The sequence below is a fragment of the Citrobacter sp. EC_71 genome (assembly GCF_019584005.1).
Taxonomy (GTDB): domain Bacteria; phylum Pseudomonadota; class Gammaproteobacteria; order Enterobacterales; family Enterobacteriaceae; genus Citrobacter; species Citrobacter werkmanii.
The window spans coordinates 1-23,212 of record NZ_VDAY01000020.1 but is presented as its reverse complement, the minus strand read 5'-3'; the positions used below and the strand labels follow the sequence as shown (position 1 = coordinate 23,212).

Annotated in this window: 26 protein-coding genes; 19 read left to right on the top strand and 7 right to left on the bottom strand. The window is 52.7% G+C overall.

Going from position 1 to position 23,212, the window contains the following annotated elements:
• Positions 1-2: 2 nt before the first annotated feature.
• From pduD to FHD02_RS18810, 18 genes are all read left to right on the top strand, one after another.
• Positions 3-677: a propanediol dehydratase medium subunit PduD gene (gene pduD, locus FHD02_RS18895; RefSeq protein WP_042307579.1), complete on the top strand. Its 675-nt coding sequence runs from the start codon at positions 3-5 to the stop codon at positions 675-677.
• A gap of 14 nt (positions 678-691) precedes the next feature.
• On the top strand, positions 692-1,210 hold the full coding sequence (gene pduE / locus FHD02_RS18890) for a propanediol dehydratase small subunit PduE (protein ID WP_220394196.1): 519 nt from the start codon (positions 692-694) through the stop codon (positions 1,208-1,210).
• 15 nt (positions 1,211-1,225) lie between these two features.
• Positions 1,226-3,058: a diol dehydratase reactivase subunit alpha gene (locus FHD02_RS18885; protein WP_220394195.1), complete on the top strand. Its 1,833-nt coding sequence runs from the start codon at positions 1,226-1,228 to the stop codon at positions 3,056-3,058.
• Complete coding sequence (locus FHD02_RS18880; RefSeq protein WP_061381976.1) at positions 3,048-3,398, top strand: glycerol dehydratase reactivase beta/small subunit family protein; 351 nt, start codon at positions 3,048-3,050, stop codon at positions 3,396-3,398. The genes FHD02_RS18885 and FHD02_RS18880 overlap by 11 nt, the downstream gene beginning before the upstream one ends.
• A gap of 19 nt (positions 3,399-3,417) precedes the next feature.
• Positions 3,418-3,693: a propanediol utilization microcompartment protein PduJ gene (pduJ, locus tag FHD02_RS18875; protein ID WP_001057752.1), complete on the top strand. Its 276-nt coding sequence runs from the start codon at positions 3,418-3,420 to the stop codon at positions 3,691-3,693.
• A 24-nt stretch (positions 3,694-3,717) separates the two neighbouring features.
• Positions 3,718-4,182: a BMC domain-containing protein gene (locus FHD02_RS18870; protein WP_137365973.1), complete on the top strand. Its 465-nt coding sequence runs from the start codon at positions 3,718-3,720 to the stop codon at positions 4,180-4,182.
• A complete protein-coding gene (locus FHD02_RS18865) occupies positions 4,182-4,814 on the top strand; it encodes a phosphate propanoyltransferase (RefSeq protein ID WP_042307570.1) in 633 nt (210 codons plus the stop codon). Before FHD02_RS18870 ends, FHD02_RS18865 begins: the two co-directional genes overlap by 1 nt.
• Positions 4,811-5,302 carry a microcompartment protein PduM gene (gene pduM, locus FHD02_RS18860; protein WP_137371253.1) on the top strand — a complete coding sequence of 164 codons (492 nt, stop codon included), beginning with the start codon at positions 4,811-4,813 and terminating at the stop codon, positions 5,300-5,302. The genes FHD02_RS18865 and pduM overlap by 4 nt, the downstream gene beginning before the upstream one ends.
• A gap of 3 nt (positions 5,303-5,305) precedes the next feature.
• Positions 5,306-5,581 carry a EutN/CcmL family microcompartment protein gene (locus FHD02_RS18855; RefSeq protein ID WP_042307565.1) on the top strand — a complete coding sequence of 92 codons (276 nt, stop codon included), beginning with the start codon at positions 5,306-5,308 and terminating at the stop codon, positions 5,579-5,581.
• A gap of 8 nt (positions 5,582-5,589) precedes the next feature.
• Positions 5,590-6,597, top strand: coding sequence for a two-domain cob(I)yrinic acid a,c-diamide adenosyltransferase PduO (gene pduO / locus FHD02_RS18850; protein ID WP_137371252.1), 1,008 nt, complete (start codon positions 5,590-5,592; stop codon positions 6,595-6,597).
• On the top strand, positions 6,594-7,979 hold the full coding sequence (gene pduP / locus FHD02_RS18845) for a CoA-acylating propionaldehyde dehydrogenase PduP (protein ID WP_220394194.1): 1,386 nt from the start codon (positions 6,594-6,596) through the stop codon (positions 7,977-7,979). Before pduO ends, pduP begins: the two co-directional genes overlap by 4 nt.
• A 10-nt stretch (positions 7,980-7,989) precedes the next feature.
• Positions 7,990-9,102, top strand: a complete 1,113-nt coding sequence (locus FHD02_RS18840) for a 1-propanol dehydrogenase PduQ (protein ID WP_220394193.1) — start codon at positions 7,990-7,992, stop codon at positions 9,100-9,102.
• Positions 9,099-10,454: a cobalamin reductase PduS gene (gene pduS, locus FHD02_RS18835; RefSeq protein WP_220394192.1), complete on the top strand. Its 1,356-nt coding sequence runs from the start codon at positions 9,099-9,101 to the stop codon at positions 10,452-10,454. Before FHD02_RS18840 ends, pduS begins: the two co-directional genes overlap by 4 nt.
• Positions 10,455-10,456: 2 nt before the next feature.
• The gene (pduT, locus tag FHD02_RS18830; protein WP_137360865.1) at positions 10,457-11,011 is read left to right on the top strand and encodes a propanediol utilization microcompartment protein PduT; all 555 of its coding nucleotides are present in this window, start codon (positions 10,457-10,459) and stop codon (positions 11,009-11,011) included.
• Complete coding sequence (gene pduU / locus FHD02_RS18825; RefSeq protein ID WP_032939586.1) at positions 11,011-11,361, top strand: propanediol utilization microcompartment protein PduU; 351 nt, start codon at positions 11,011-11,013, stop codon at positions 11,359-11,361. Before pduT ends, pduU begins: the two co-directional genes overlap by 1 nt.
• 4 nt (positions 11,362-11,365) lie before the next feature.
• On the top strand, positions 11,366-11,818 hold the full coding sequence (pduV, locus tag FHD02_RS18820) for a EutP/PduV family microcompartment system protein (RefSeq protein WP_042307555.1): 453 nt from the start codon (positions 11,366-11,368) through the stop codon (positions 11,816-11,818).
• On the top strand, positions 11,803-13,017 hold the full coding sequence (locus FHD02_RS18815; RefSeq protein ID WP_137360864.1) for an acetate/propionate family kinase: 1,215 nt from the start codon (positions 11,803-11,805) through the stop codon (positions 13,015-13,017). The genes pduV and FHD02_RS18815 overlap by 16 nt, the downstream gene beginning before the upstream one ends.
• A gap of 92 nt (positions 13,018-13,109) precedes the next feature.
• Positions 13,110-13,976: an L-threonine kinase gene (locus FHD02_RS18810; protein WP_137360863.1), complete on the top strand. Its 867-nt coding sequence runs from the start codon at positions 13,110-13,112 to the stop codon at positions 13,974-13,976.
• 39 nt (positions 13,977-14,015) lie between these two features.
• Here the strand turns inward: FHD02_RS18810 and FHD02_RS18805 are convergent, their stop codons facing one another.
• The 7 genes from FHD02_RS18805 to phsA form a co-directional block, all read right to left on the bottom strand.
• Positions 14,016-14,351, bottom strand: a complete 336-nt coding sequence (locus tag FHD02_RS18805) for a DUF496 family protein (protein WP_032939582.1) — start codon at positions 14,349-14,351, stop codon at positions 14,016-14,018.
• A 238-nt stretch (positions 14,352-14,589) separates the two neighbouring features.
• Positions 14,590-15,648: an FUSC family protein gene (locus FHD02_RS18800; protein WP_038641701.1), complete on the bottom strand. Its 1,059-nt coding sequence runs from the start codon at positions 15,646-15,648 to the stop codon at positions 14,590-14,592.
• Between the two features lie 86 nt (positions 15,649-15,734).
• Positions 15,735-16,202: a DNA gyrase inhibitor SbmC gene (gene sbmC / locus FHD02_RS18795; RefSeq protein WP_042307550.1), complete on the bottom strand. Its 468-nt coding sequence runs from the start codon at positions 16,200-16,202 to the stop codon at positions 15,735-15,737.
• A gap of 124 nt (positions 16,203-16,326) precedes the next feature.
• Entirely contained in the window at positions 16,327-17,499 is a 1,173-nt protein-coding gene (gene dacD, locus FHD02_RS18790; protein WP_069323527.1) for a serine-type D-Ala-D-Ala carboxypeptidase DacD, read from the bottom strand.
• Between the two features lie 139 nt (positions 17,500-17,638).
• Positions 17,639-18,406: a thiosulfate reductase cytochrome B subunit gene (gene phsC / locus FHD02_RS18785; protein WP_042307546.1), complete on the bottom strand. Its 768-nt coding sequence runs from the start codon at positions 18,404-18,406 to the stop codon at positions 17,639-17,641.
• Complete coding sequence (phsB, locus tag FHD02_RS18780; RefSeq protein WP_042307544.1) at positions 18,403-18,981, bottom strand: thiosulfate reductase electron transport protein PhsB; 579 nt, start codon at positions 18,979-18,981, stop codon at positions 18,403-18,405. Before phsB ends, phsC begins: the two co-directional genes overlap by 4 nt.
• Before the next feature lie 14 nt (positions 18,982-18,995).
• Positions 18,996-21,269, bottom strand: coding sequence for a thiosulfate reductase PhsA (gene phsA, locus FHD02_RS18775; protein ID WP_137398461.1), 2,274 nt, complete (start codon positions 21,267-21,269; stop codon positions 18,996-18,998).
• A gap of 392 nt (positions 21,270-21,661) precedes the next feature.
• Here phsA and sbcB point away from each other — a divergent pair, with 392 nt between their 5' ends.
• Positions 21,662-23,086 (top strand): exodeoxyribonuclease I, encoded by a 1,425-nt coding sequence (sbcB, locus tag FHD02_RS18770; protein WP_137371247.1) that lies wholly within the window; start codon positions 21,662-21,664, stop codon positions 23,084-23,086.
• The last annotated feature ends 126 nt before the right edge of the window (positions 23,087-23,212 follow it).

The window sequence follows — 23,212 nt, the reverse complement described above, 5'->3', positions numbered from 1 at the left end:
AAATGGAAATCAATGAAAAGCTGCTGCGCCAGATAATTGAAGACGTACTGTCTGAAATGCAGACCAGCGACAAACCCGTCTCATTCCGCACATCGTCAGCGGCAAGCGCGCCACAGACCACAGCGGTACAGGCCGACAGTTTTCTGACCGAGATTGGCGAAGCTAAACAAGGTCAGCAGCAGGACGAAGTGATTATTGCCGTAGGTCCGGCGTTCGGGCTCTCACAAACTGTCAATATCGTCGGGATCCCGCATAAGAATATCTTGCGCGAAGTGATTGCCGGGATTGAAGAGGAAGGCATTAAAGCACGCGTTATCCGCTGCTTTAAATCCTCTGATGTCGCGTTTGTCGCCGTGGAAGGCAACCGTCTGAGCGGTTCCGGGATCTCTATCGGCATCCAGTCAAAAGGTACCACGGTTATCCACCAGCAGGGGTTACCGCCGCTTTCTAATCTGGAACTGTTCCCTCAGGCGCCGCTTCTGACGCTGGAAACCTATCGTCAGATCGGTAAAAACGCCGCGCGTTATGCCAAGCGTGAATCTCCGCAACCGGTCCCTACGCTGAATGACCAGATGGCCCGACCTAAGTACCAGGCGAAATCGGCCATTCTGCATATTAAAGAGACCAAATACGTCGTGACGGGCAAAAACCCGCAGGAACTGCGCGTGGCGCTTTGATAAAGGATAACTCCATGAATACCGACGCAATTGAATCGATGGTTCGGGATGTGCTGAGCCGGATGAACAGCCTGCAAAGCGAGTCCGCTACTCTGGTTGCGGCAAGTTCATCAGCACATACCGCGAAAGTCACGGATTACCCTCTCGCGAATAAACATCCTGAGTGGGTAAAAACCGCGACCAATAAAACTCTGGATGACTTCACGCTCGAAAATGTTCTGAGCAACAAGGTGACGGCACAGGACATGCGCATCACGCCTGAAACGCTGCGCCTGCAGGCGGAAATCGCCAAAGATGCCGGGCGTGACAGGCTGGCGATGAACTTTGAGCGCGCCGCAGAGCTAACCGCTGTACCTGATGATCGCATCCTGGAGATCTACAACGCACTACGCCCGTATCGCTCTACTAAAGATGAGCTGATGGCTATCGCTGACGATCTCGAAAATCGTTATCAGGCAAAGATCTGTGCGGCTTTCGTTCGTGAAGCGGCAGCGCTGTACGTTGAGCGTAAAAAACTCAAAGGCGACGACTAACTCAGGGACAGGATCATGCGATATATAGCTGGCATTGACATAGGTAACTCATCAACGGAAGTCGCTCTGGCTACCCTGGATGAGTCTGGAGCGTTGAGTATTACCAACAGCGCCCTGGCAGAAACCACCGGGATTAAGGGCACATTGCGTAATGTGTTTGGCATTCAGGAGGCACTTACGCTGGCAGCAAAAAACGCCGGCATCAATGTCAGCGATATTTCGCTCATCCGTATTAATGAAGCCACTCCGGTCATTGGCGACGTGGCGATGGAAACGATTACCGAAACCATCATCACTGAATCCACCATGATCGGCCATAACCCTAAAACGCCGGGCGGTGTCGGGCTGGGTGTTGGCATTACTATTACGCCGGAAGACCTGCTCAGCCGTCCGGCGGATACACCTTATATTCTGGTGGTGTCATCAGCATTCGATTTCGCCGATGTCGCCACGATGATTAATGCCTCGCTACGCGCAGGATACCAGTTAACTGGCGTAATTTTGCAGCAAGACGATGGCGTGTTGGTCAGCAATCGTCTGACTCACCCCCTGCCCATCGTGGATGAAGTGCTTCATATCGACCGTATCCCATTGGGTATGTTAGCTGCTATTGAAGTCGCGGTTCCAGGAAAGGTCATTGAAACGCTTTCTAACCCCTACGGGATTGCGACCGTTTTTGGTCTCAATGCCGACGAGACTAAAAACATTGTCCCGATGGCGCGGGCGCTGATCGGCAACCGCTCAGCCGTAGTGGTGAAAACGCCGTCAGGCGATGTGAAAGCCCGAGCCATTCCTGCCGGGAATCTGGAGCTACAGTCACAAGGCCGTACCGTACGCGTCGACGTAGCAGCTGGCGCTGACGCGATTATGAAAGCCGTTGGTGAGTGTCCGAAACTGGATAACGTCACCGGCGAAGCGGGGACCAATATTGGCGGCATGCTGGAGCATGTACGCCAGACAATGGCTGAATTAACCAACAAACCCAGTCAGGAAATCTTTATTCAGGATCTACTGGCGGTTGATACCTCGGTTCCCGTCAGCGTGACCGGCGGGCTTGCCGGTGAATTTTCGCTGGAACAGGCTGTCGGCATTGCCTCAATGGTGAAATCAGATCGCCTGCAAATGGCGATGATTGCTCAGGAAATCACGCAAAAGCTCAACATTGATGTCCAGGTTGGCGGGGCTGAAGCCGAAGCTGCCATACTCGGGGCTTTAACCACTCCGGGCACAACGCGACCACTGGCTATTCTGGATCTCGGTGCGGGATCGACCGACGCCTCCATCATCAACCCGAAAGGCGAAATTATTGCCACACACCTGGCGGGCGCGGGCGATATGGTCACGATGATTATTGCCCGTGAACTGGGGCTGGATGACCGTTATCTCGCCGAAGAGATCAAAAAGTACCCGCTGGCGAAAGTTGAGAGCTTGTTCCATCTTCGCCACGAAGATGGCAGCGTTCAGTTCTTCCCTGAGCCTCTTCCGCCAACGGTTTTTGCCCGCGTGTGCGTAGTAAAACCTGATGAGCTGGTGCCCCTGCCAGGCGAACTGGCGCTGGAGAAAGTACGGGCCATTCGCCGCAGCGCCAAGGAGCGCGTTTTTGTCACCAACGCGCTCAGAGCCTTACGTCAGGTGAGTCCGACCGGGAACATTCGGGATATTCCCTTTGTGGTGCTGGTTGGCGGCTCGTCCCTGGACTTCGAAGTACCGCAACTGGTCACCGATGCACTGGCGCATTATCGCCTGGTTGCCGGGCGCGGCAACATTCGTGGCACCGAAGGTCCGCGCAATGCGGTTGCGACCGGGCTGATTCTCTCCTGGCACAAGGCGTTCGCTCATGGAAAGTAATCTCAACACGCCAGCCATCGTTATCTTCACCACCGGTGACTGCGCCAACGCCTGGAGCGACGTGCTGCTGGGTATTGAAGAAGAAGGGATCCCCTTTGTGATTCAGGAGGGCCATTCAACCGACGTTACGCACAACGCATGGCTCGCGGCATGTCAGTCGCCACTGCTGGTTGGCATTGGCTGCAGTCGCGAAAAACTGATCGTGCACTACAAAAACCTACCCGCGTCAGCGCCGCTTTTTACGCTGATGTATCAACAAGATAACCACGCTCGTCGCAGCATCGGTAATAACGCTGCGCGGCTGGTTAAAGGCATTCCATTCCGGGAATGCCACTCATAACCCACAGGAGACAAGCAGTATGAATAACGCACTGGGACTGGTTGAAACAAAAGGGCTTGTCGGCGCTATTGAAGCCGCTGATGCCATGGTGAAATCCGCAAACGTGCAGTTGGTTGGTTACGAAAAAATCGGCTCAGGCCTGATCACCGTTATGGTCCGTGGTGATGTCGGCGCGGTGAAAGCCGCAGTAGATGCAGGAAGCGCAGCGGCAAGCGCCGTTGGCGAGGTGAAATCCTGCCACGTTATCCCGCGTCCGCACAGCGACGTTGAAGCCATTTTACCTAAATCCGCATAAGTCGTTGCAACCAAGGAGCACAGCGTGAAGCAATCACTGGGATTACTCGAAGTTAGTGGTCTGGCATTAGCCATCAGTTGCGCGGACGTCATGGCGAAAGCCGCCTCCATCACGCTGGTGGGCCTCGAAAAAACCAACGGTTCAGGCTGGACGGTGATCAAGATTATCGGGGATGTGGCCTCCGTGCAGGCGGCCATTTCTACCGGTGTCAATTTCGCTGACCAACGCGATGGGCTGGTGGCTCACAAAGTCATTTCCAGACCGGGGGACGGAATCCTGTCACATAGCGTTGCCCCGGAAGCAGAGCCAACACCCGCCCCCATCCAGGTCGAGCCGCAAGAAGAGATATTGGTGGACAGTACAGCGTCCGAAGCGCCGCAAAATGCGGAGTTGATTAGCTGCAATCTGTGCCTTGACCCAGCCTGTACCCGCCAGAAAGGTGAGCCCCGCTCTCTTTGTCTGCACTCTGGAAAACGAGGTAAAGCGTGATGGATAAACAGCAACTCAAGTCAACGGTCACCAAAGTTCTGGATGAAATGCGCGAGCGCCCTATTCCGCTGGGGATCTCTAATCGTCATATTCATCTTTGCGCTGAAGATTACGTCCGTTTGTTTCCCAATCAGCCTATCAGCGAGAAAAAAGGGCTATTGCAGCCAGGCCAATACGCTGCAGAGCAGACCGTCACGCTGGTCGGACCTAAAGGACAGTTAAAAAATGTGCGTTTACTCGGCCCGCTACGTAGCACCAGTCAGGTTGAAATTTCACGTACCGATGCCCGTACGCTAGGTATTGCTGCCCCGCTGCGTATGTCGGGCAATATCCAGGGCACGCCGGGTATTCGCCTTGTCAGTCCATTTGCTGAACTGGACTTAACATGCGGCGTCATCGTTGCTCAACGGCATATCCATATGTCGCCGCTCGATGCCTTGATCCTGCGGGTTTCCCATGGCGATAAAGTCTCGGTCGCCATTAATGGCGATGAACGCCGGCTGATTTTCGATAACGTCGCCGTACGCGTTTCGCCGGATATGCGCCTTGAGATGCATATTGATACCGACGAAGCCAATGCTGCGGGGGCGGATAATCCTCAGGCATTCGCCACATTGGTGACTTCACGATGAACAACGAACTGCTGCAACGCATTATCGAGGAGGTTGTTTCCCGATTAAAAAAACGCGCGGCAAGCACGATCTCCCTTAGCGTCGCGCAGTTACGGGAAATAGACCCACGGATACTATGCTGCCAGTATTCGTCGCTGCACATTTTACAGGCTGATCTGCTCCTGCTGGAACAAATTGCCGAAAGCAGCTCTGCCAATATGTCGGTGGTCACGATCCACGAAGCGCTGGCATGCGGAGTCCGCGTGAAAATTTCACTACATCACCACTTGTTACCCGCAGTACCCGTGAAAAAACTCGCGCGTCTGCCGCTGGAATTTGGTGACGAACTGGGGCGAGCCATCGTTCTGCATCCTGAAAAACTTCTCAGTTACGCCGACGTCGCCCAATTGCACGATGCGGTTTTAGTGCTACGCCGTCGATGTGTCGTCACTGCGCTGGCTCAGGAAACTGTCAGTACGCGAAATGTCCAATTAATTAAGCAGGAGTGAGCTATGCATCTGGCACGGGTTACAGGCGTTGTTGTCTCCACGCAAAAGTCCCCCTCCCTGGTCGGGAAGAAGCTGTTACTGGTACGTCGGGTGAGTGCTGACGGAGAGCTGCCAGCCTCCCCGACGACCGGGGACGAAGTCGCCGTTGATTCTGTCGGCGCGGGAACCGGCGAACTGGTTTTACTCAGCAGCGGCTCCAGTGCCAGGCACGTTTTCTCCGGCCCAAATGAGGCCATCGATCTGGCTATTGTCGGCATTGTCGACACGCTTTCTCGTTAGGAGGAACTATGGCGATTTATACCCGCACTGGCGATGCCGGCACAACGGCCCTCTTTACCGGGCAACGCGTAAGCAAAACGCATCCACGCGTCGAGGCTTACGGGACGCTGGACGAACTCAATGCAGCACTTAGCCTGTGCGTTTGCGCGGCGAAAAACCCACAGCACCGCAAGTTACTTGAAAACATTCAACTGCAGCTTTTTTGGTTCAGCGCCGAACTCGCCAGCGAGAGCGAACAACCAAACCCAGAGCAGCGCTACATCAGCTCAGAAGAAATTGCAGCGTTGGAAACCGCCATCGATACCGCGATGGGTAGAGTACCGCCGCTGCACAGCTTTATTTTACCTGGCCGCAGCGAAGCCGCCAGCCGTCTGCACTTTGCCCGCACGCTGGCCCGCCGCGCAGAGAGGCGACTGGTCGAGCTCTCTGCCGATATCGACGTCAGACACGTTCTGATGCGTTATATCAATCGTCTGTCCGACTGCTTATATGCGCTCGCACGAGCAGAAGATCATGACGCCCATCAAAACGACATTATTCAGAAAGTGGCTGAGCGCTATCTCTCCGCCATCCGTACATCAGCCATAAAGGAGCCGGCGATGTCTCTGTCTTTTCAGGAGCTCCACCAACTGACTCGCGCTGCGGTAACAAGAGCAGAAGAACTTCAGGTCCCGGTCGTCATCAGCATTGTTGATGCGAACGGGACCCAAACGGTGACCTGGCGCATGCCTGACGCATTGCTCGTCAGTAGCGAACTGGCACCTAAAAAAGCCTGGACCGCCGTGGCGATGAAAACCGCCACGCATGAATTAACGTCTGCGGTGCAACCAGGCGCAGCGCTTTACGGTCTGGAAAGCCATATGCAGGGAAAAGTCGTCACTTTTGGCGGCGGGTTCGCATTATGGCGTGAAGGTTTACTTCTTGGGGGTCTTGGCATCAGCGGGGGAAGCGTTGAACAGGATATGGACATTGCAGAAACGGCCATTGCGGCGATTAACGTGAGAACACATCAATGAATACTTCAGAACTTGAAACCCTCATCCGTAACATTTTGAGTGAACAACTCGCCCCGGCAAAAACAGAAACCAAAGGAAACGGAATCTTTCCGTCCGTTGGTGAAGCTATCGATGCCGCTCATCAGGCTTTTTTACGTTACCAGCAATCGCCATTAAAAACCCGCAGCGCCATCATTCACGCCCTGCGAGAAGAACTGACGCCTCATCTTGCTTCCCTGGCCGCTGAGAGCGCAGCCGAAACTGGAATGGGCAACAAAGAGGATAAATTCCTCAAGAATAAAGCTGCGCTGGACAACACTCCAGGAATCGAAGATCTCACCACCACGGCACTGACCGGCGATGGCGGCATGGTGTTATTCGAGTATTCACCGTTTGGCGTGATTGGCTCCGTCGCCCCCAGTACCAACCCGACGGAAACCATAATTAACAACAGCATTAGTATGCTGGCTGCGGGGAACAGCGTTTATTTTAGCCCGCATCCGGGCGCGAAAGCGGTCTCACTCAAACTGATTGCCATGATTGAGGATATTGTTTTCCGCTGCTGCGGGATCCGGAATCTTGTCGTCACGGTCACAGAACCCACCTTTGAGGCTACCCAGCAGATGATGGCACACCCTAAAATTGCAGTTCTGGCGATTACCGGTGGCCCTGGCATTGTTGCTATGGGCATGAAAAGCGGGAAAAAAGTCATTGGCGCAGGCGCAGGAAACCCTCCCTGTATTGTCGATGAAACTGCCGACCTGGTTAAGGCGGCGGAAGATATCATCAACGGCGCATCCTTTGATTACAACCTCCCCTGCATTGCTGAGAAGAGCCTGATTGTTGTTGGTGCCGTTGCCGAACGCCTGGTTCAACAAATGCAGTCTTTTGGCGCGCTGCTTCTCACTAGCGAAGAGGTAGACAAACTGCGCGCAGTCTGTCTGCCCGAAGGCATGACCAATAAAAAGCTGGTAGGGAAAAGCCCGGCAACCTTACTGGAAGCCGCAGGAATACCTGTTCCGGCAAAAGCACCTCGATTACTGATAGGTCTCGTCAAGGCTGACGACCCATGGGTTACCAGCGAGCAACTGATGCCAATGCTCCCCGTCGTCACGGTGAGCGATTTTGACAGTGCGTTAACGTTGGCCCTGAAAGTTGAAGAGGGATTGCATCACACCGCCATTATGCATTCACAAAATGTGTCGCGTTTGAATCTTGCCGCACGCACGCTTCAAACCTCCATTTTTGTGAAAAATGGCCCCTCTTACGCCGGGATTGGCGTGGGTGGTGAAGGCTTTACCACTTTCACGATTGCGACGCCGACCGGTGAAGGAACAACATCGGCACGTACTTTCGCACGTTCTCGTCGTTGCGTGCTGACAAACGGTTTTTCTATTCGCTAATGGGGCCGTTATGAAAAGCTTTTCACTGCAAACTCGATTGTACAGCGGTCAGGGAAGCCTGGATATGCTCAAACGTTTCACGAATAAGCATATCTGGATTATCTGCGATGGTTTTCTTGCGCGTTCTCCTGTGATTGAAAAGCTGCGCAACACGCTTCCTGCGGATAATCGCATCAGCATTTTCAGCGATATTACCCCCGATCCAACCATTAGCACGGTGGTGCAAGGGATTGCGCAAATGCAGTCTCTGCAACCGGATGTTGTCATTGGTTTTGGCGGAGGCTCAGCGCTGGATGCCGCGAAAGCCATCGTTTGGTTCAGCCGACAGTTCGGTATTGAAATCGAAACCTGTGTTGCTATTCCAACCACCAGCGGGACAGGCTCGGAAGTGACCAGCGCCTGCGTGATTAGCGATCCGGATAAAGGCATTAAATATCCCTTGTTTAATAATGCGCTTTACCCGGATATAGCCATCCTCGATCCAACACTGGTTGTCAGCGTACCTCCAGCCATCACCGCGAATACAGGCATGGACGTCCTGACGCATGCGCTGGAGGCTTACGTGTCCACGAAGGCCAGCGATTTCACCGACGCGCTGGCGGAAAAAGCGGCACAAATCGTCTTCCAGTACCTTCCCGTCGCCGTCAGCAAAGGCGAGTGTCTGGCAACCAGGGGGAAAATGCACAACGCGTCGACACTCGCGGGAATGGCATTTAGTCAGGCGGGGTTGGGGATAAACCATGCGATTGCCCATCAGTTAGGCGGCCAGTTTCATCTGCCACACGGACTTGCCAATGCGCTGCTGCTGGCCCCTGTCATTCATTTTAACGCCCGCGACCCCAGGGCCGCGAAGCGCTATGCCCGTTTCGCTAAAGCCTGCCATTTATGCCCGGATAATGCGAACGATACGGCTGCGCTGAATGCGCTCATTCATCACATTGAGCTTCTCAAAAAACAGTGTGCGTTACCTTCTTTCGTTGACGCGCTCAAAGACGGAAAGCAAATCTGGTCACAGCGTATACCGTCGATGGTTCAGGCCGCGCTGGCTGATGTCACGCTGCAAACCAATCCTCGTGTTGCCGACGCCAGTGCCATGCAGGAATTGCTTGAGGAATTATTATGAATACAGCCATGACGGCAGAGTCCACGCTTTATGATGCGCAGACGATACGCGAACGCGTTCGGGCTGCTGGCGTTGTCGGGGCAGGCGGTGCGGGTTTTCCTGCACACGTAAAATTACAGGCGCAGGTCGATACATTTCTGGTGAATGCCGCCGAATGTGAACCGATGTTAAAAGTTGACCAGCAATTGATGAGCGTCCAGGCAGGTCGACTTATTCGCGGCGTTAAATATGCCATGACGGCTACCGGAGCCAGTGCCGGTATTATTGCGCTCAAAGAAAAATACCAGAATGCTATCAATGCGTTAGCTCCCCTGCTTCCTGCCGATATCCGGTTACACATTTTACCAGATGTCTACCCGGCCGGTGACGAGGTGCTGACCATCTGGATGGCAACAGGCCGGAGGGTCCCACCTGCCGCACTGCCGGTCAGCGTCGGCGTGGTGGTCAATAACGTCCAGACCGTGCTCAACATCGCCAGAGCGGTTGAACAGCAATATCCCGTTACCCGTCGCACGCTGACCGTCAACGGCGCAGTCGCCAAACCAATCACTCTCACTGTCCCTATCGGGATGTCACTTCGCGAGGTGCTGGCGCTGGCGGGAGGCGCAACCGTTGACGATCCTGGATTTATTAATGGCGGCCCGATGATGGGCGGTCTGATTACCTCCCTGGATACCCCCGTCAGCAAAACCACCGTGGGGTTGCTGGTTTTACCAAAATCTCATGCGCTGATTCAGCGGCGAATGCAGGATGAACGCACCGTGCTTTCCGTCGCAAAAACCGTATGCGAGCAGTGCCGTTTGTGTACGGATTTGTGCCCAAGGCACTTAATTGGCCATGAATTATCACCACACCTGCTGGTTCGCGCGGTTAATTATCAGCAGGCGGCCACACCACAGCTGCTGCTCACGGCCCTGACCTGCTCAGAATGCAATGTCTGTGAAAGCGTAGCCTGTCCGGTTGGAATATCGCCGATGCGAATCAACCGCATGCTTAAACGCGAACTACGGGCGCTCAACCATCGTTATGAAGGGCCGCTAAATCCTGAGGATGAAATGGCGAAGTACCGGTTGATCCCGGTTAAGCGCCTTATTACCAAACTGGGTCTTAGCGACTGGTATCACGATGCGCCATTGGCTGAGACTGATTATTCCACCGATGAAACGACGCTGTTGCTACGCCAGCATATTGGCGCCAGCGCCATCCCATGTGTACAGCAAGGCGATCGCGTTGTTCGCGGTCAATGCGTTGCCGATGTGCCGGCAGGCGCATTAGGTGCGCCAGTCCACGCCAGTATTGACGGTATTGTCAGCGAAATCACTGAGCAATCCATCACGGTAATAAGAGGTTAATCATGTCTCAGGCTATAGGGATCTTAGAACTCACCAGCATTGCCAAAGGAATGGAAGCTGGCGATGCCATGTTAAAAAGCGCGAATGTGAATTTACTGGTCAGCAAGACCCTCTGCCCGGGAAAATTCCTGCTTATGCTTGGTGGTGACGTAGGCGCAGTACAGCAGGCGATAGCCACTGGTACATCTCTTGCTGGCGATATGCTCGTTGATAGTCTGGTACTGCCTAATATCCATGCCAGCGTACTCCCGGCGATCAGCGGGTTAAATAGCGTGGATAAGCGTCAGGCCGTCGGGATTGTTGAAACATGGAGCGTGGCGGCCTGTATCTGTGCCGCGGATCGCGCAGTTAAAGCTTCCAATGTCACGTTGGTTCGCGTGCACATGGCATTTGGTATTGGCGGCAAGTGCTACATGGTTGTCGCTGGCGATGTATCCGATGTGAATAACGCAGTAACGGTTGCCAGTGAAAGCGCGGGTGAAAAAGGCCTGTTGGTTTATCGTTCTGTCATACCTCGCCCGCATGAAAGCATGTGGCGGCAGATGGTGGAGGGATAATGGAAAGACAGCCCACCACGGATCGTATGATCCAGGAATATGTTCCTGGCAAGCAGGTCACGCTGGCGCATCTTATCGCCAATCCCGGAAAAGATTTGTTCAAGAAGCTGGGATTACAGGATTCAGTATCCGCAATCGGGATTTTGACGATTACCCCCAGCGAAGCCTCAATTATCGCCTGCGATATCGCCACGAAATCCGGGGCGGTAGAGATTGGTTTTCTCGACCGATTTACCGGCGCAGTGGTACTGACGGGCGATGTCTCCGCCGTTGAGTACGCGCTGAAACAGGTAACCCGAACGCTGGGCGAAATGATGCGTTTTACCGCTTGCCCCATCACCCGGACGTAATCTCATGAAACGCATCATGCTAATCGGACCCAGCCAGTGCGGAAAAACGTCGCTCACACAATGCATGCGGGGAGAAGCACTTCACTATCAGAAGACCCAGGCCATAGTCTGGTCGCCCACAGCGATAGATACACCGGGCGAATATCTTGAAAACCGCTGTCTGTATAGTGCGCTGCTGGCCAGCTCCTGTGAAGCAGACATCATCGCGCTGGTCCTCAATGCTGACGCGCCGTGGTCACCATTTTCTCCCGGTTTCACCGGCCCAATGAACCGACCCGTTATTGGCCTCGTCACTAAAGCCGATTTAGCCAACCCGCAGCGCATTTCCCTCGTTGAGAGCTGGTTAATCGAGGCTGGCGCGCAAAAAGTGTTTGTCACCAGCGCGCTGGAGAATACAGGGGTCGATGAGATGTTCATTTTCCTGAATGCAAAGGAACTTTCATGTCTCACAAAATAATGGCCATTAACGCGGGGAGTTCCTCGCTTAAGTTTCAGCTGCTGGCGATGCCACAAGGTGAAATGATTTGTCAGGGGTTGATCGAACGTATCGGTATGTCTGATGCGCAGGTCACCCTTAAGACGCCAGCGCAGAAATGGCAGGAAACATTGCCCGTAGCCGATCACCGTGAAGCAGTGACGCTGTTACTGGAAAAACTGCTCAGCCACAACATTATTAGCAGCCTGCAGGAGATCGACGGCGTAGGGCATCGCGTTGCGCACGGCGGGGAATCTTTTAAAGACTCCGCGTTGGTGACTGATGAAACGCTGGCGGAAATCGATCGCCTTGCGGAACTGGCGCCGCTACATAACCCGGTAAATGCCCTGGGGATCACGGTATTTCGCCAGCTATTACCCGAAACGCCAGCCGTTGCGGTTTTTGACACGGCTTTTCATCAGACTCTTGACGAGCCTTCTTTTATTTATCCCCTGCCCTGGCGTTACTATTCAGAGCTGGGTATTCGTCGTTACGGTTTTCATGGCACCAGCCACAAATACGTCAGCGCCCAGCTTGCTGAAAAGCTGGGCGTGCCCCTCAGCGCCCTGCGCGTCGTTTGTTGCCATCTCGGCAACGGCAGCAGCATCTGCGCCATTAAGGGTGGGCAATCGGTTAATACCTCAATGGGATTTACGCCGCAGTCAGGCGTAATGATGGGCACGCGAAGCGGCGATATTGACCCATCGATTTTGCCATGGATTGCCCTGCGCGAAGGCAAAACACCGCAGCAGCTCAACCAATTGCTCAACAATGAATCCGGACTACTCGGTGTCTCTGGCATCTCACCTGACTATCGCGATGTTGAACATGCCGCAGATGCAGGTAATCATCAGGCGGCGCTGGCGTTGACGCTTTTTGCCGAGCGAATTCGCGCCACCATTGGCAGCTATATTATGCAGATGGGCGGTCTGGACGCGCTGGTGTTTACCGGTGGGATCGGCGAGAACTCAGCGCGAGCGCGAGCGGCAATTTGTCGCAATCTGAATTTCCTGGGACTGGCCGTCGATGAAGAAAAAAATCAGCGAAACGCCACGTTTATTCAGACAGAAAATGCGCTGGTTAAAGTGGCGGTGATTAATACCAATGAAGAGCTGATGATAGCGCAGGACGTTATGCGTTTAGCGATATCAGAAACTGTGACATTGGGCATTCCCGCTTAGCGCTGCCGCACCGCAAATTGCGGCAAATCATGGTAATAGCATGATCGCCATGACACTATGCGCCGAAGATTGCTGATCACAAAGGTGAAGACGTGGCTGTTGCGCAATGTCCCGCATCGTGCGGAGAACTTATCCAGGGCTGGATTCTGGGCAGTGAGAAATTAGTCTCCTGCCCGGTCGAATGGTATAGCACCGTTGAGGTCACTTCAGGCTCGCCGCTGGCAGAGGAACGTCCACTTTCACGGGCGATGGTTAATCGGCTATTGCAGCACTGGCAATACCCGGCGCAGATGAGTCAGGATATCCGAATTGATGTCCAGTCAACTATTCCCATCGCTAAAGGAATGGCCAGCAGCACTGCAGATATTGCCGCCACCGCTGTCGCCACAGCACATCATCTGGGCCATCACCTGGATGAGCCTACGCTGGCGCACCTTTGCGTTTCGCTGGAGCCTACCGACAGCACCGTTTTTCGTAAGCTTACCCTTTTCGATCATAACGACGCCTCCACGCAAATTGCCTGCGAAGCCCAGCCTCAACTCGATCTGTTGGTTCTCGAAAGCCCGGAGACCTTGCGTACTGCGGATTATCACCGTATTCCCCGTCATGCCGGGTTACAGGCAGGCGCTCCGGCCCTCAAACGAGCATGGGAAAAGGTACAGGAAGCCTGTATCAGCCAAAATCCTTACCGGATGGGCGAAGCCGCCACGCTTAGCGCAACCGCCAGCCAATTGCTGTTACCGAAACCAGATTTTGATTCACTATTAGCGCTGGTAGAGGAATGTGATTTATACGGTGTTAACGTTGCGCACAGCGGCAGCGTTGTCGGCCTGATGCTGGACAGAACACGTCATGATGTGGATTACATAAAATGGATGCTGACACAGAAAAAACTAACGGTTCACTGGCCAGAACAGCATTTATTGCGGATGGTCACAGGCGGAGTTGAACTGCAATAAGGGTCGCCGCACAGCAGCGACCCGGACAAGCATAAATCGTTACTCAGCTTTGGCTTCGCCGTTTTTCAGTTCACCCATGGCTTTCAGCTTCTTAGAAATATCGCGGCGCTCTTTTGAGATCTCAGCATTTTTGATGATGTAATCATCAACGCGATCTTCGTAATCGCTTTTCATGCTGGCAATAATGCCCTGGATCGCTTCGACGCTCATGCCAGGCTTGATGTAGTCGCTCAGGTTGTCCAACAGCAGGACACGTTTCTGGTTGTCACGGATCTTTTTCTCAACGTCCTGGATTTCACGTTGCAGTTTGTTTTTACGACGGAACAGACGAACAAATTCCAGCACGTCCTGGAAAGAAGGCTTGGTAGTTTCCATTTTTACACCCCTGATAATGTGAGATTCGGATTCGTTAAAACAACGGCTAAAGTGGGTCAACATTACTTTCATGCCCGCCATACTTCAAGTTGCATCTGCATCGACAATGCATGGCTGAAACCTGAATTATCGAGGGTAAAGCCATTGCAGTTACCAATGGTTTTAGCCTTTTTCAGTATCATACCTCTAATCTTTGCTGAATCGAAGCAGCAGTAGAACCAATCCCCTCATCTGCTCTTTATTTGCGCAACGCGCGACAGATTAAATGCGAAAGTAACTCCAGCTGTCGCGCCATCTCCATATTCAACCAAACGTAGCCGTGAATAGGCGTTTCCGCGACATTATCACCTTTATGCTCAGCGATAAGCTGACGCAGCTCCACCACGGTATCATTGAGCTTCTCCGTATTGGCAAGTACTGGCTGCGGGTTACCTTCATATAATGCATGCGTTATTGTCAGTAGCGCCTGCTGCGTCCTGAGCTGGGTTTCACGCAGAGTATGCGCGTTCAGCATAACAAAATGGCTGGTACGGCTGGCCCAGAGTGCATTAATTTGCAGCTCCAGCATGCAGACGAGGTTACGATTAACCGTCTGAATAGCTTCAAAAATGGATTTTTGAATGTGGGTTTCTTTACTGGCAGGGACGATGAGCCCGCGCATTTTGACAACCTCGCTTAACAGCTGTTGTAAATGCTTCTCCAGTCGCGGTTGTTCAAGCAGATTGGGGGAGAGCGCCGCCTGGTACACTCGATTGTACCCCGTTACGCAATGCGCCAGCTGAATACGCCAGTGTATAAATGCCCGTTGTGGCCACACGCCGGTAAACAGCATCGCCAGTAACGAACCGAGAATAACATCGCCACCGCGCCATAACGCCGTATTCATATCCCCAGCGGGCGCGCCCACAACGACAGCAAGCGTAATACCAATCAGCAGCGCCTGATACGGTTTTTTGCCCAATGCCAGCCAACCGCAGAGAAACATCGCCACCGCGCACCATATCAGCATTAGCGGAAGCGAAAAGAGCTCCAGACGCAGTGCCACCAGCCCAAGCACCGATCCCAGGATCGTGCCGCCAATCCGTTCAAAAGCTCGGGGAACAACGTTACCCCAAAAAGAAATAGGCCCCATGATCACCACCAGCGTGATCAGAGGCCATGTACCTTCAGGAATGTTTAACAGGCGTACCAACAGAAAAGTGAGAATAAACGCAAGCGCAATGCGAATACCGTGCACTACACGATAATGACGATACAAACGAATTTCAAAAGGACTCAGTGACTTATTGGCACGCACTCATGCACTCCGTCAGCGAATAGCAAAGAACAAAATTGTACTCGTTTTTTGCCTGAAAATATCATCCTGTTTTGCATCAAAAACAGTTACTTCGACTGCACCGGTATGTACATTTCAATGTCCCAGTAGCCATCCTCCATGCCATTGTTCATGTACACTTCAAAGCAGGGTTTAGCGGCTATTTCGTAAGTCGTATCCTGCATCAGGCGGTCAAAGAACTGATACCAGGGCGTGGCAAAATCATGATTTTCAACGCGCGCAACGGCAATAGCATAGTCGCCACCCGCCACTTCGGTCAGGATCACCCCTTCGCTATTTTCCGGGATCGCAAAATCTTCAGGCACGGATACCACGGTATCGCAACGCAGTTTCTCCGCCGGGACAACGTCAGGATTGTCGTAATAAACGGCTATCCATTCCAGCGGAACAATTTGCTTCCCGTCGACCCACTTCATTAACTGCTCAAAACCCTGCTTTACCGTTTGTTCCCACGGACCAACCATATGAAAACCGGCAATCCTGCGTTTATCGACCTGCTTAATCTCGTACTCCATATAACCTCCGCGATTACACTGTATTTATATACAGTGTAATTTTTAGGTATTACGGCCACAAGCAAATAGTGATTATTATGTGAGCAGATTCGCACTCTTGCCAGTCAGGCATTCCAGGAAATAACTACGCCTTATGGTGGAAATAATCGCTCAGACGCGAGAAAACGCCACCTTCGCTGACGGACTCCAGCGTAACCAGAGGCCAGTGCGCCACCAGCTTATCCCGATCGTAGAGTTCAATTTCACCCACACGCTGATGTGCCGCGATTGGCGCGACCAGTTCTTTCTTATCAAGGACATATTTTGCTTTAATGTTAGCGACTTCCGCTTTAGGCAGGGCCATCCAGAAATCCTGCTCGGTGCCCAGGCTGATTTTTTCTTTGTCGCCATACCAGATCCGTTCAGTACCGACCTGCTTACCGCTACGCAAAACCTGCACCGTATCGAAGTTTTGTTGCCCCCATTGCAGCAGCTTACGCGCCTGGTCTTCGCGCCCTTTCGCACTCTCAGCCCCCATCACAACCGCAATCAGTCGACGTTGTCCATCAACGGCGGAAGCGATCAGGTTGAACCCGGCCCCGGAGGTATGCCCTGTCTTCAGACCATCAACGTTCATGGTTTTATCCCACAACAGGCCATTACGGTTTTGCTGCGTGATTCCGTTCCAGGTAAGGCTTTTCTCACTGTACATATGGTAGAAATCTGGTTCACCATGGATGATAGCCCTCGACAATACGGCCAGATCGTAAGCAGAGCTATGCTGACCTGGCGCATCCAGACCATGGACCGTTTCAAAATGGGTGTCCTGCAGGTTCAGCTTTTGCGCATAGTTGTTCATCATCGCGACAAACTGCGGTTGTCCCCCGGCGATGTAATCCGCCAGCGCCACGCAGGCATCATTACCTGAATCAACAATTAGCCCGCGGCTGAGGTCGCGCACCGAAACACGATCGCCTTGTTTCAGGAACATCAGGGATGAACCGACGAATACCGGATTGTCTTTCGCCCAGGCATCGCGCCCAACGGTGACAATATCGGTTGGACTAATGCGCTTACTGTCGATTGCGCGATCAACAACATAGCCGGTCATCAGCTTGGTCAGACTGGCGGGGTTACGTTGCTGGTGTTCATTACCGGCTGTCAGAATTTGGCCCGTGGTGTAATCCATTAATACCCACGCCCCGGCATTTATCGCAGGCGGCTGAGGGGCGAAGCTGGCGGCATCGGTCGCCCAGGCGGACGTAAAACTCATCGTGAATAGTGAAGCGGCAATAAACAAACGGCGTTTCAACAGCATGTCCTCAGAAAAGGGAGAAATAGCCGTTCTTTTTACGGAAGTTCTGTCGAACAAACTTGAATAAATTGCAAGAAAATGTGACATAAGGCACATTTTCTTGCTGTTATACAAGGCTGTCAGAGACAAACCGCGCGCGAAATTATCCTTTGCGTGGCGCAGTCTCTGCGTGATGACTGCGATGGCGATGGTAGCCGTCGATCATACTGCGGAAAATTTGCCCTGGCGTGTCGCCCAGCGTACACAGGTAAATATGTGCGCAGATGAACAGTAAACCCACAATCGCTAACGCCATATGCAGCACCAGCATTACAGGCCCTGCCGCTACCACCTGCGGGTAGAGGCATAACAACCCTGTGATGATCAACAGCGGAACCAGCGCGTACATAATGGCCAGGTAGGCCAGTTGTTGCAGTGGGTTAAATTTATCCTTTGCCGTTGCGGCAAACGGATGCGGCTCGCCTTTCATGATGCCATACAGATAAAAGCGCGTTTGCAGCAGGCAGCGTGATATCAACCCGTTTAACTTCACGCGATAATGGCAGCCGTTGCCGCTGGTTGCGTTTATTAACACAAAGCCTATCCAGAAGGCCAGCAATGCGAAGCCGCACCAGGTATGCACCTGTACCATCAACGCTACCGGTCCGACAGAGAAGTGGCCAAACAGGCCGCTCAGCAAAAGCAGAATAAAGAGTAGCGCATTTCCCCAGTGCCAACGGCGAACAGCCAGCGAATAGAGGTATTCCCGGTGCTCCTCTCCGGTTGCCGTTTTCGGCGCCAGCATCCGACGTAACAGCGCGTGCGTGATCAACCCTGCAATCATCAGCACAACAATAACGCCCGCATAAATGAGCCACAGCGGCCAGTAGTCCGGCGCATAGTTAAGCTCCGCTCCCCAGATAGAATTCATACTTTACCCTCCTGATGGATCTCTTTACGCCGATAAACACTCACCGGACCACTACGCGTATCCTGCTGGCGATAAACCTCTTTTTGATTGATCCAGTGCTGTATTTCTGGATCATCGCGACGACCAAACTTCAACGCATCCGTAGGACAAACGGAAACGCAGGCGGGTGACTGTCCGACCTCCAGGCGGGTATCCGCGCAGAAATTACATTTGTCTGCGATTCCCGTTTGTGGATTGAGATAACGGACATGGAACGGACAAGCAGCAACGCAGTAGTCACAGCCAATACAGCGGGATTTATCCACCTGCACAATACCGTTTTCATCACGGAATGAAGCACCGGTTGGACAAACGCTGACGCACGGCGCATCTTCACAATGCTGGCAGGAAACACGAACAAACTGGAAGTGGGACAGTGCCTCGGGTTCCTGTTCCGGTGAACGGATCTGCACCTGTAAGCGGCTAAAACCTTCAGGCACGTCATTCAGTACCTTGCAGGCAACCGTACACGCCTGACAACCAATACAGCGTTTTTCGTCATGCAGCATGACATAAGGGTTTGTTGATTGATTCATGATGTACTCCTTTCTCATGCCCGACGAAGCGTAACGCCAGAGGTGTGGACCACCGTACCTGACACCGGACTGGTGACATGCGGAAGCAAATTACCGCAGTGAATTCCGTGCGTCGTCGCGGCTGTTTTGGCTCCTGCCTTGGCGCCAAATCCCATATAGACGAATAGCGTATCGGGTCGAATACCGGCGGTGACCAGCGCTTTGCCTTTTTCCTTACCGGTTGCATTTTCCAGCCAGATGTCATCGCCGCTTTTGATGCCTTTTTCACGGGCCGTTTGCGGGTGGATCCACACAGCGTTGTCCCACATCAACTCACTCAGCAGTGGCACATATTGCGTTGCGCCATTGGTATGAACCGCCACTTTCCCTTGAATAAAGTAGAGTTCATTGTCGCCTTTGAGCGCGAAATTGCGGGCGCGAGGAACACCGTAGCCAGGCAGGAGTGTTTCCAGCTCCGCAGAGTAGAGTTCGATTTTTCCTGACGGGGATTTAAAGCGCAGTTGTTCACCATAGGTGCCGTCGCTATCAACCGCAACCGCGCCCGGATAGCGCGCCACAAACTGACGCACCGCTTCGGGTTCGCGCAGCAATAGCGGAACACCCCACTCCCGATACCCTTTCTGACGTAGCTCAGCAGATAACGCATGATCACCATTAAGCTGGTACAGCTGACGCGTTTGCATATCCTGCCATGGGTAGAATTGCCCAAGGCCTAACTGAACAGCCAGTTCTTTCCAGATTTGCCAGCTCGGACGCGCATCACCGATAGGCTCTACAACCTGCTGACGCAGGGCATAGGCTGGATTCAGCCCTGACATATCAGAAACTTCTTCATCGCGCTCAAGGTAAGTACATTCAGGTAAAAGATAATCGGCATACGCCGCGCTTTCGCTTAAATAGACATCGCAGCTGACCACCAGGTCGAGCTGTTCAACAGTCTTAACCAGATCTGGTCGACAGGTCACGGTCTGGAAAGGGTTGTGTCGGGACATAATCCATCCCTTCACCGGATACGGCGTTTGATTTAAGACGGCATCAATAATGCTCTGCACTACGCCGCCGCCGGCCGCGATGTACTTGAACTGCGGGGCAACCAGATCGATACGCTGCGCCGTTGGTTTGGGTAACTTGGCATCGGGTTTTGCCAGCACGGGAGCAACTTTCTCTCCGGCCAGCTTATTGTACGTTGCCGCCGCTTTTTTCTGATACAATCCCCCCTCACGCTCAATATTTCCAAGTAACACATTGAGGGTGAAAATCATGCGCCGCATATCAATTTCTTCTTGCGAAAACGTCGCACGATGACCCGGACTGACGATGGCGTGAGGCGCGCAGGCGGCCATTTCGCGGGTGACCCGGATAATCACATCTGCAGGCACATCAGCGAGCTTTTGCGCCCATTCCGGCGTGGTCTCTTGCACCGCTTCAGCCAGTTGGTCAAACCCTGTGGTGTAGCGTGCCACAAAGTCTGCGTCATACAGATTTTCTTTGATCATGACGTGACACATCGCCATAAGCACCGGTAAGTCACCGCCAGGCTTAAGCGCATGCCATTCATCCGCTTTGCTGGAGAAGACGGACAAACGGGGATCAAAACTGACCATCTTCGCGCCCTTTTCCTGCGCGGTCATCAGTTCATGCGTGTCGGCAACTTCAATGCCTTCATAGAGGTTATGGCCAAAAGAGACCATATAACGGGTATTGACGATATCCATGGCTAAATCGCCGCCCATCATAACTTTAGCGGCAATCGCTTTTCCGGCGGGACATGTCGACGCGTGAGTAAACGTGTTCGGCGATCCAAAAGCCGTTGCGAGATGAAATAAATGGCCAGAAAGCGAACCGGACTTGGAAGAGAATACGACCCCCTCGGGACCATGCTGCGCTTTTATTGCCGTCATTTTCTCGGCAATTTCTTTATATGCCTGCTGCCAGCTAATCACCTGCCATTCACCGCTCCCGCGAGGTCCTGTGCGTTTCATCGGTTTAACAATACGATGCGGGTCGTTGACCAGGCTAACACCGCTGCCTCCGCGCGCGCAGACACGCGTCCCCTGCTGAGGCGCATTAGGGTTTCCTTGAATAAAAACCGTCTTATTATTAATTACCTGAGCCTGAATTGGGCAGCGAAAAGAACACATTTCGCACAAACTTGGCGTCAGGGATGTTTTCCCTTTTATGTGCTCGGGAGAATTCCGCGCCAGTGCGCCTGGTGGAAAACTGCCTATCGCACAGGCTGAGCAACCTATACCCACCCCTCGTAAAAAATTACGCCGACTTATGCTCATATAACCTCCTGTTATTAGATATATCCAATTATTATATGGAGTTTATATTATTAATTTTTAACCTCACTCACATTTTATTACAATGCATACAAGCGCATTAATAAAAATATAAGGTCGTTGTTTTTAAAAGACTTTTAAAACATCCAGAAAACAGAAAATGAAATAACAATAATGGTTATCAATTAACTTATTTCCCAAGGTGTGATTTTAAGAAAGTTTATTCCAGTAATTTCCTTTAACGGTAAGAAAATAATTAATCATTCGTTCGAAGCCGTGTTCAGCGCAATTTTCTTGCGTAGGCCATTCCGCATCGATAATCCTCTTGCTGATTACCTCGCTATTTTTTGGTATTCTTGGATAAGCGCTAAATTGATCCCGGACATAACTGAACAATGAATGACGGCAAGCAGCAACCTGGCTTTCTCTTCCACGATTACGAGACTTTTGGTACCCATCCGGCGCTGGACAGACCCGCACAATTTGCGGCCATCCGCACAGATAACGATTTCAACATTATCGGTGAACCTGAAGTCTTTTATTGCAAACCCGCAGACGACTACTTGCCACAGCCAGAGGCGGTGCTTATTACCGGCATCACACCGCAGGAAGCACGTGAAAAGGGAGAAAATGAAGCTGCTTTTGCTGCGCGTATTCACGCCCTGTTTACCGTGCCGAAAACCTGCATTTTGGGCTATAACAATGTGCGCTTCGATGATGAAGTGACGCGAAATATCCTGTATCGCAATTTCTACGATCCCTATGCATGGAGCTGGCAGAACGATAATTCGCGCTGGGATCTGCTGGATGTAATGCGAGCCTGCTATGCCCTGCGTCCTGAAGGTATTAACTGGCCAGAAAATGACGATGGCTTGCCCAGCTTTCGCCTGGAACATTTGACCAAAGCGAATGGGATTGAGCATGCCAATGCCCACGATGCAATGGCCGATGTGTATGCCACGATTGCGATGGCGCAATTAGTCAAGTCACGCCAGCCTCGTCTGTTTGAGTATCTCTATAGCCATCGTAATAAGCACAAGCTGGCGGCGCTAATTGATGTGCCGCAGATGAAGCCGCTGGTCCATGTCTCGGGCATGTTCGGCGCATGGCGCGGTAACACCAGTTGGGTGGCGCCAATGGCCTGGCATCCGGAAAATCGCAACGCGGTTATCATGGTCGATCTGGCCGGTGATATTTCACCACTGCTCGAACTGGACAGCGACGCGCTGCGTGAGCGGCTCTATACCGCTAAGGCAGATCTGGGAGATAACCCCGCAGTTCCGGTTAAACTGGTGCACATCAACAAATGTCCGGTACTGGCACAGGCGAACACCCTGCGCCCGGAAGATGCCGATCGTCTCGGTATTAACCGCCAGCATTGTCTGGATAATCTCAAAATTCTGCGCGAAAACCCCCAGGTGCGCGACAAAGTCGTGGCTATCTTTGCCGAGGCAGAACCCTTTGCGCCATCGGATAACGTAGATGCCCAGTTGTACAACGGCTTTTTCAGCGATGCCGACCGCGCCGCGATGAAAATCGTTCTGGAAACCGAACCGCGCAATTTACCGGCGCTGGATATCACCTTTGTCGATAAACGCATTGAAAAGCTGCTGTTTAACTACCGCGCGCGTAACTTCCCTGGAACGCTGGATGAAGCCGAACAACAGCGCTGGCTGGACCATCGTCGTCAGGTATTCACGCCGGAGTTTTTGCAAAATTACGCCAATGAGTTACAGATGCTGAGTCAGCAATATGCGGATAACAAAGAAAAGCTGACGCTGCTGAAAGCGCTCTGGCAATATGCGCAAGAGATTGTATAAATCCCACGTATAATAAATATCCTCCGGCATAGCCGGAGGTTTTTCTGATGCGCCTATAAGGCTCTGTTACCAGCCGCGCCCTAACAGGCGCATACGATCTGACATTTGCATCAGACTTCGTTACTT

Bases quoted from the DNA above. Each gene is read 5' to 3' on its own strand.
- pduD (WP_042307579.1), top strand. From the start codon at position 3: ATGGAAATCAATGAAAAGCTGCTGCGCCAGATAATTGAAGACGTACTG.
- pduE (WP_220394196.1), top strand. From the start codon at position 692: ATGAATACCGACGCAATTGAATCGATGGTTCGGGATGTGCTGAGCCGG.
- FHD02_RS18885 (WP_220394195.1), top strand. From the start codon at position 1,226: ATGCGATATATAGCTGGCATTGACATAGGTAACTCATCAACGGAAGTC.
- FHD02_RS18880 (WP_061381976.1), top strand. From the start codon at position 3,048: ATGGAAAGTAATCTCAACACGCCAGCCATCGTTATCTTCACCACCGGT.
- pduJ (WP_001057752.1), top strand. From the start codon at position 3,418: ATGAATAACGCACTGGGACTGGTTGAAACAAAAGGGCTTGTCGGCGCT.
- FHD02_RS18865 (WP_042307570.1), top strand. From the start codon at position 4,182: ATGGATAAACAGCAACTCAAGTCAACGGTCACCAAAGTTCTGGATGAA.
- pduM (WP_137371253.1), top strand. From the start codon at position 4,811: ATGAACAACGAACTGCTGCAACGCATTATCGAGGAGGTTGTTTCCCGA.
- FHD02_RS18855 (WP_042307565.1), top strand. From the start codon at position 5,306: ATGCATCTGGCACGGGTTACAGGCGTTGTTGTCTCCACGCAAAAGTCC.
- pduO (WP_137371252.1), top strand. From the start codon at position 5,590: ATGGCGATTTATACCCGCACTGGCGATGCCGGCACAACGGCCCTCTTT.
- pduP (WP_220394194.1), top strand. From the start codon at position 6,594: ATGAATACTTCAGAACTTGAAACCCTCATCCGTAACATTTTGAGTGAA.
- FHD02_RS18840 (WP_220394193.1), top strand. From the start codon at position 7,990: ATGAAAAGCTTTTCACTGCAAACTCGATTGTACAGCGGTCAGGGAAGC.
- pduS (WP_220394192.1), top strand. From the start codon at position 9,099: ATGAATACAGCCATGACGGCAGAGTCCACGCTTTATGATGCGCAGACG.
- pduT (WP_137360865.1), top strand. From the start codon at position 10,457: ATGTCTCAGGCTATAGGGATCTTAGAACTCACCAGCATTGCCAAAGGA.
- pduU (WP_032939586.1), top strand. From the start codon at position 11,011: ATGGAAAGACAGCCCACCACGGATCGTATGATCCAGGAATATGTTCCT.
- pduV (WP_042307555.1), top strand. From the start codon at position 11,366: ATGAAACGCATCATGCTAATCGGACCCAGCCAGTGCGGAAAAACGTCG.
- FHD02_RS18815 (WP_137360864.1), top strand. From the start codon at position 11,803: ATGTCTCACAAAATAATGGCCATTAACGCGGGGAGTTCCTCGCTTAAG.
- FHD02_RS18805 (WP_032939582.1), bottom strand. From the start codon at position 14,351: ATGGAAACTACCAAGCCTTCTTTCCAGGACGTGCTGGAATTTGTTCGT.
- sbmC (WP_042307550.1), bottom strand. From the start codon at position 16,202: ATGGAGTACGAGATTAAGCAGGTCGATAAACGCAGGATTGCCGGTTTT.
- dacD (WP_069323527.1), bottom strand. From the start codon at position 17,499: ATGCTGTTGAAACGCCGTTTGTTTATTGCCGCTTCACTATTCACGATG.
- phsC (WP_042307546.1), bottom strand. From the start codon at position 18,406: ATGAATTCTATCTGGGGAGCGGAGCTTAACTATGCGCCGGACTACTGG.
- phsB (WP_042307544.1), bottom strand. From the start codon at position 18,981: ATGAATCAATCAACAAACCCTTATGTCATGCTGCATGACGAAAAACGC.
- phsA (WP_137398461.1), bottom strand. From the start codon at position 21,269: ATGAGCATAAGTCGGCGTAATTTTTTACGAGGGGTGGGTATAGGTTGC.
- sbcB (WP_137371247.1), top strand. From the start codon at position 21,662: ATGAATGACGGCAAGCAGCAACCTGGCTTTCTCTTCCACGATTACGAG.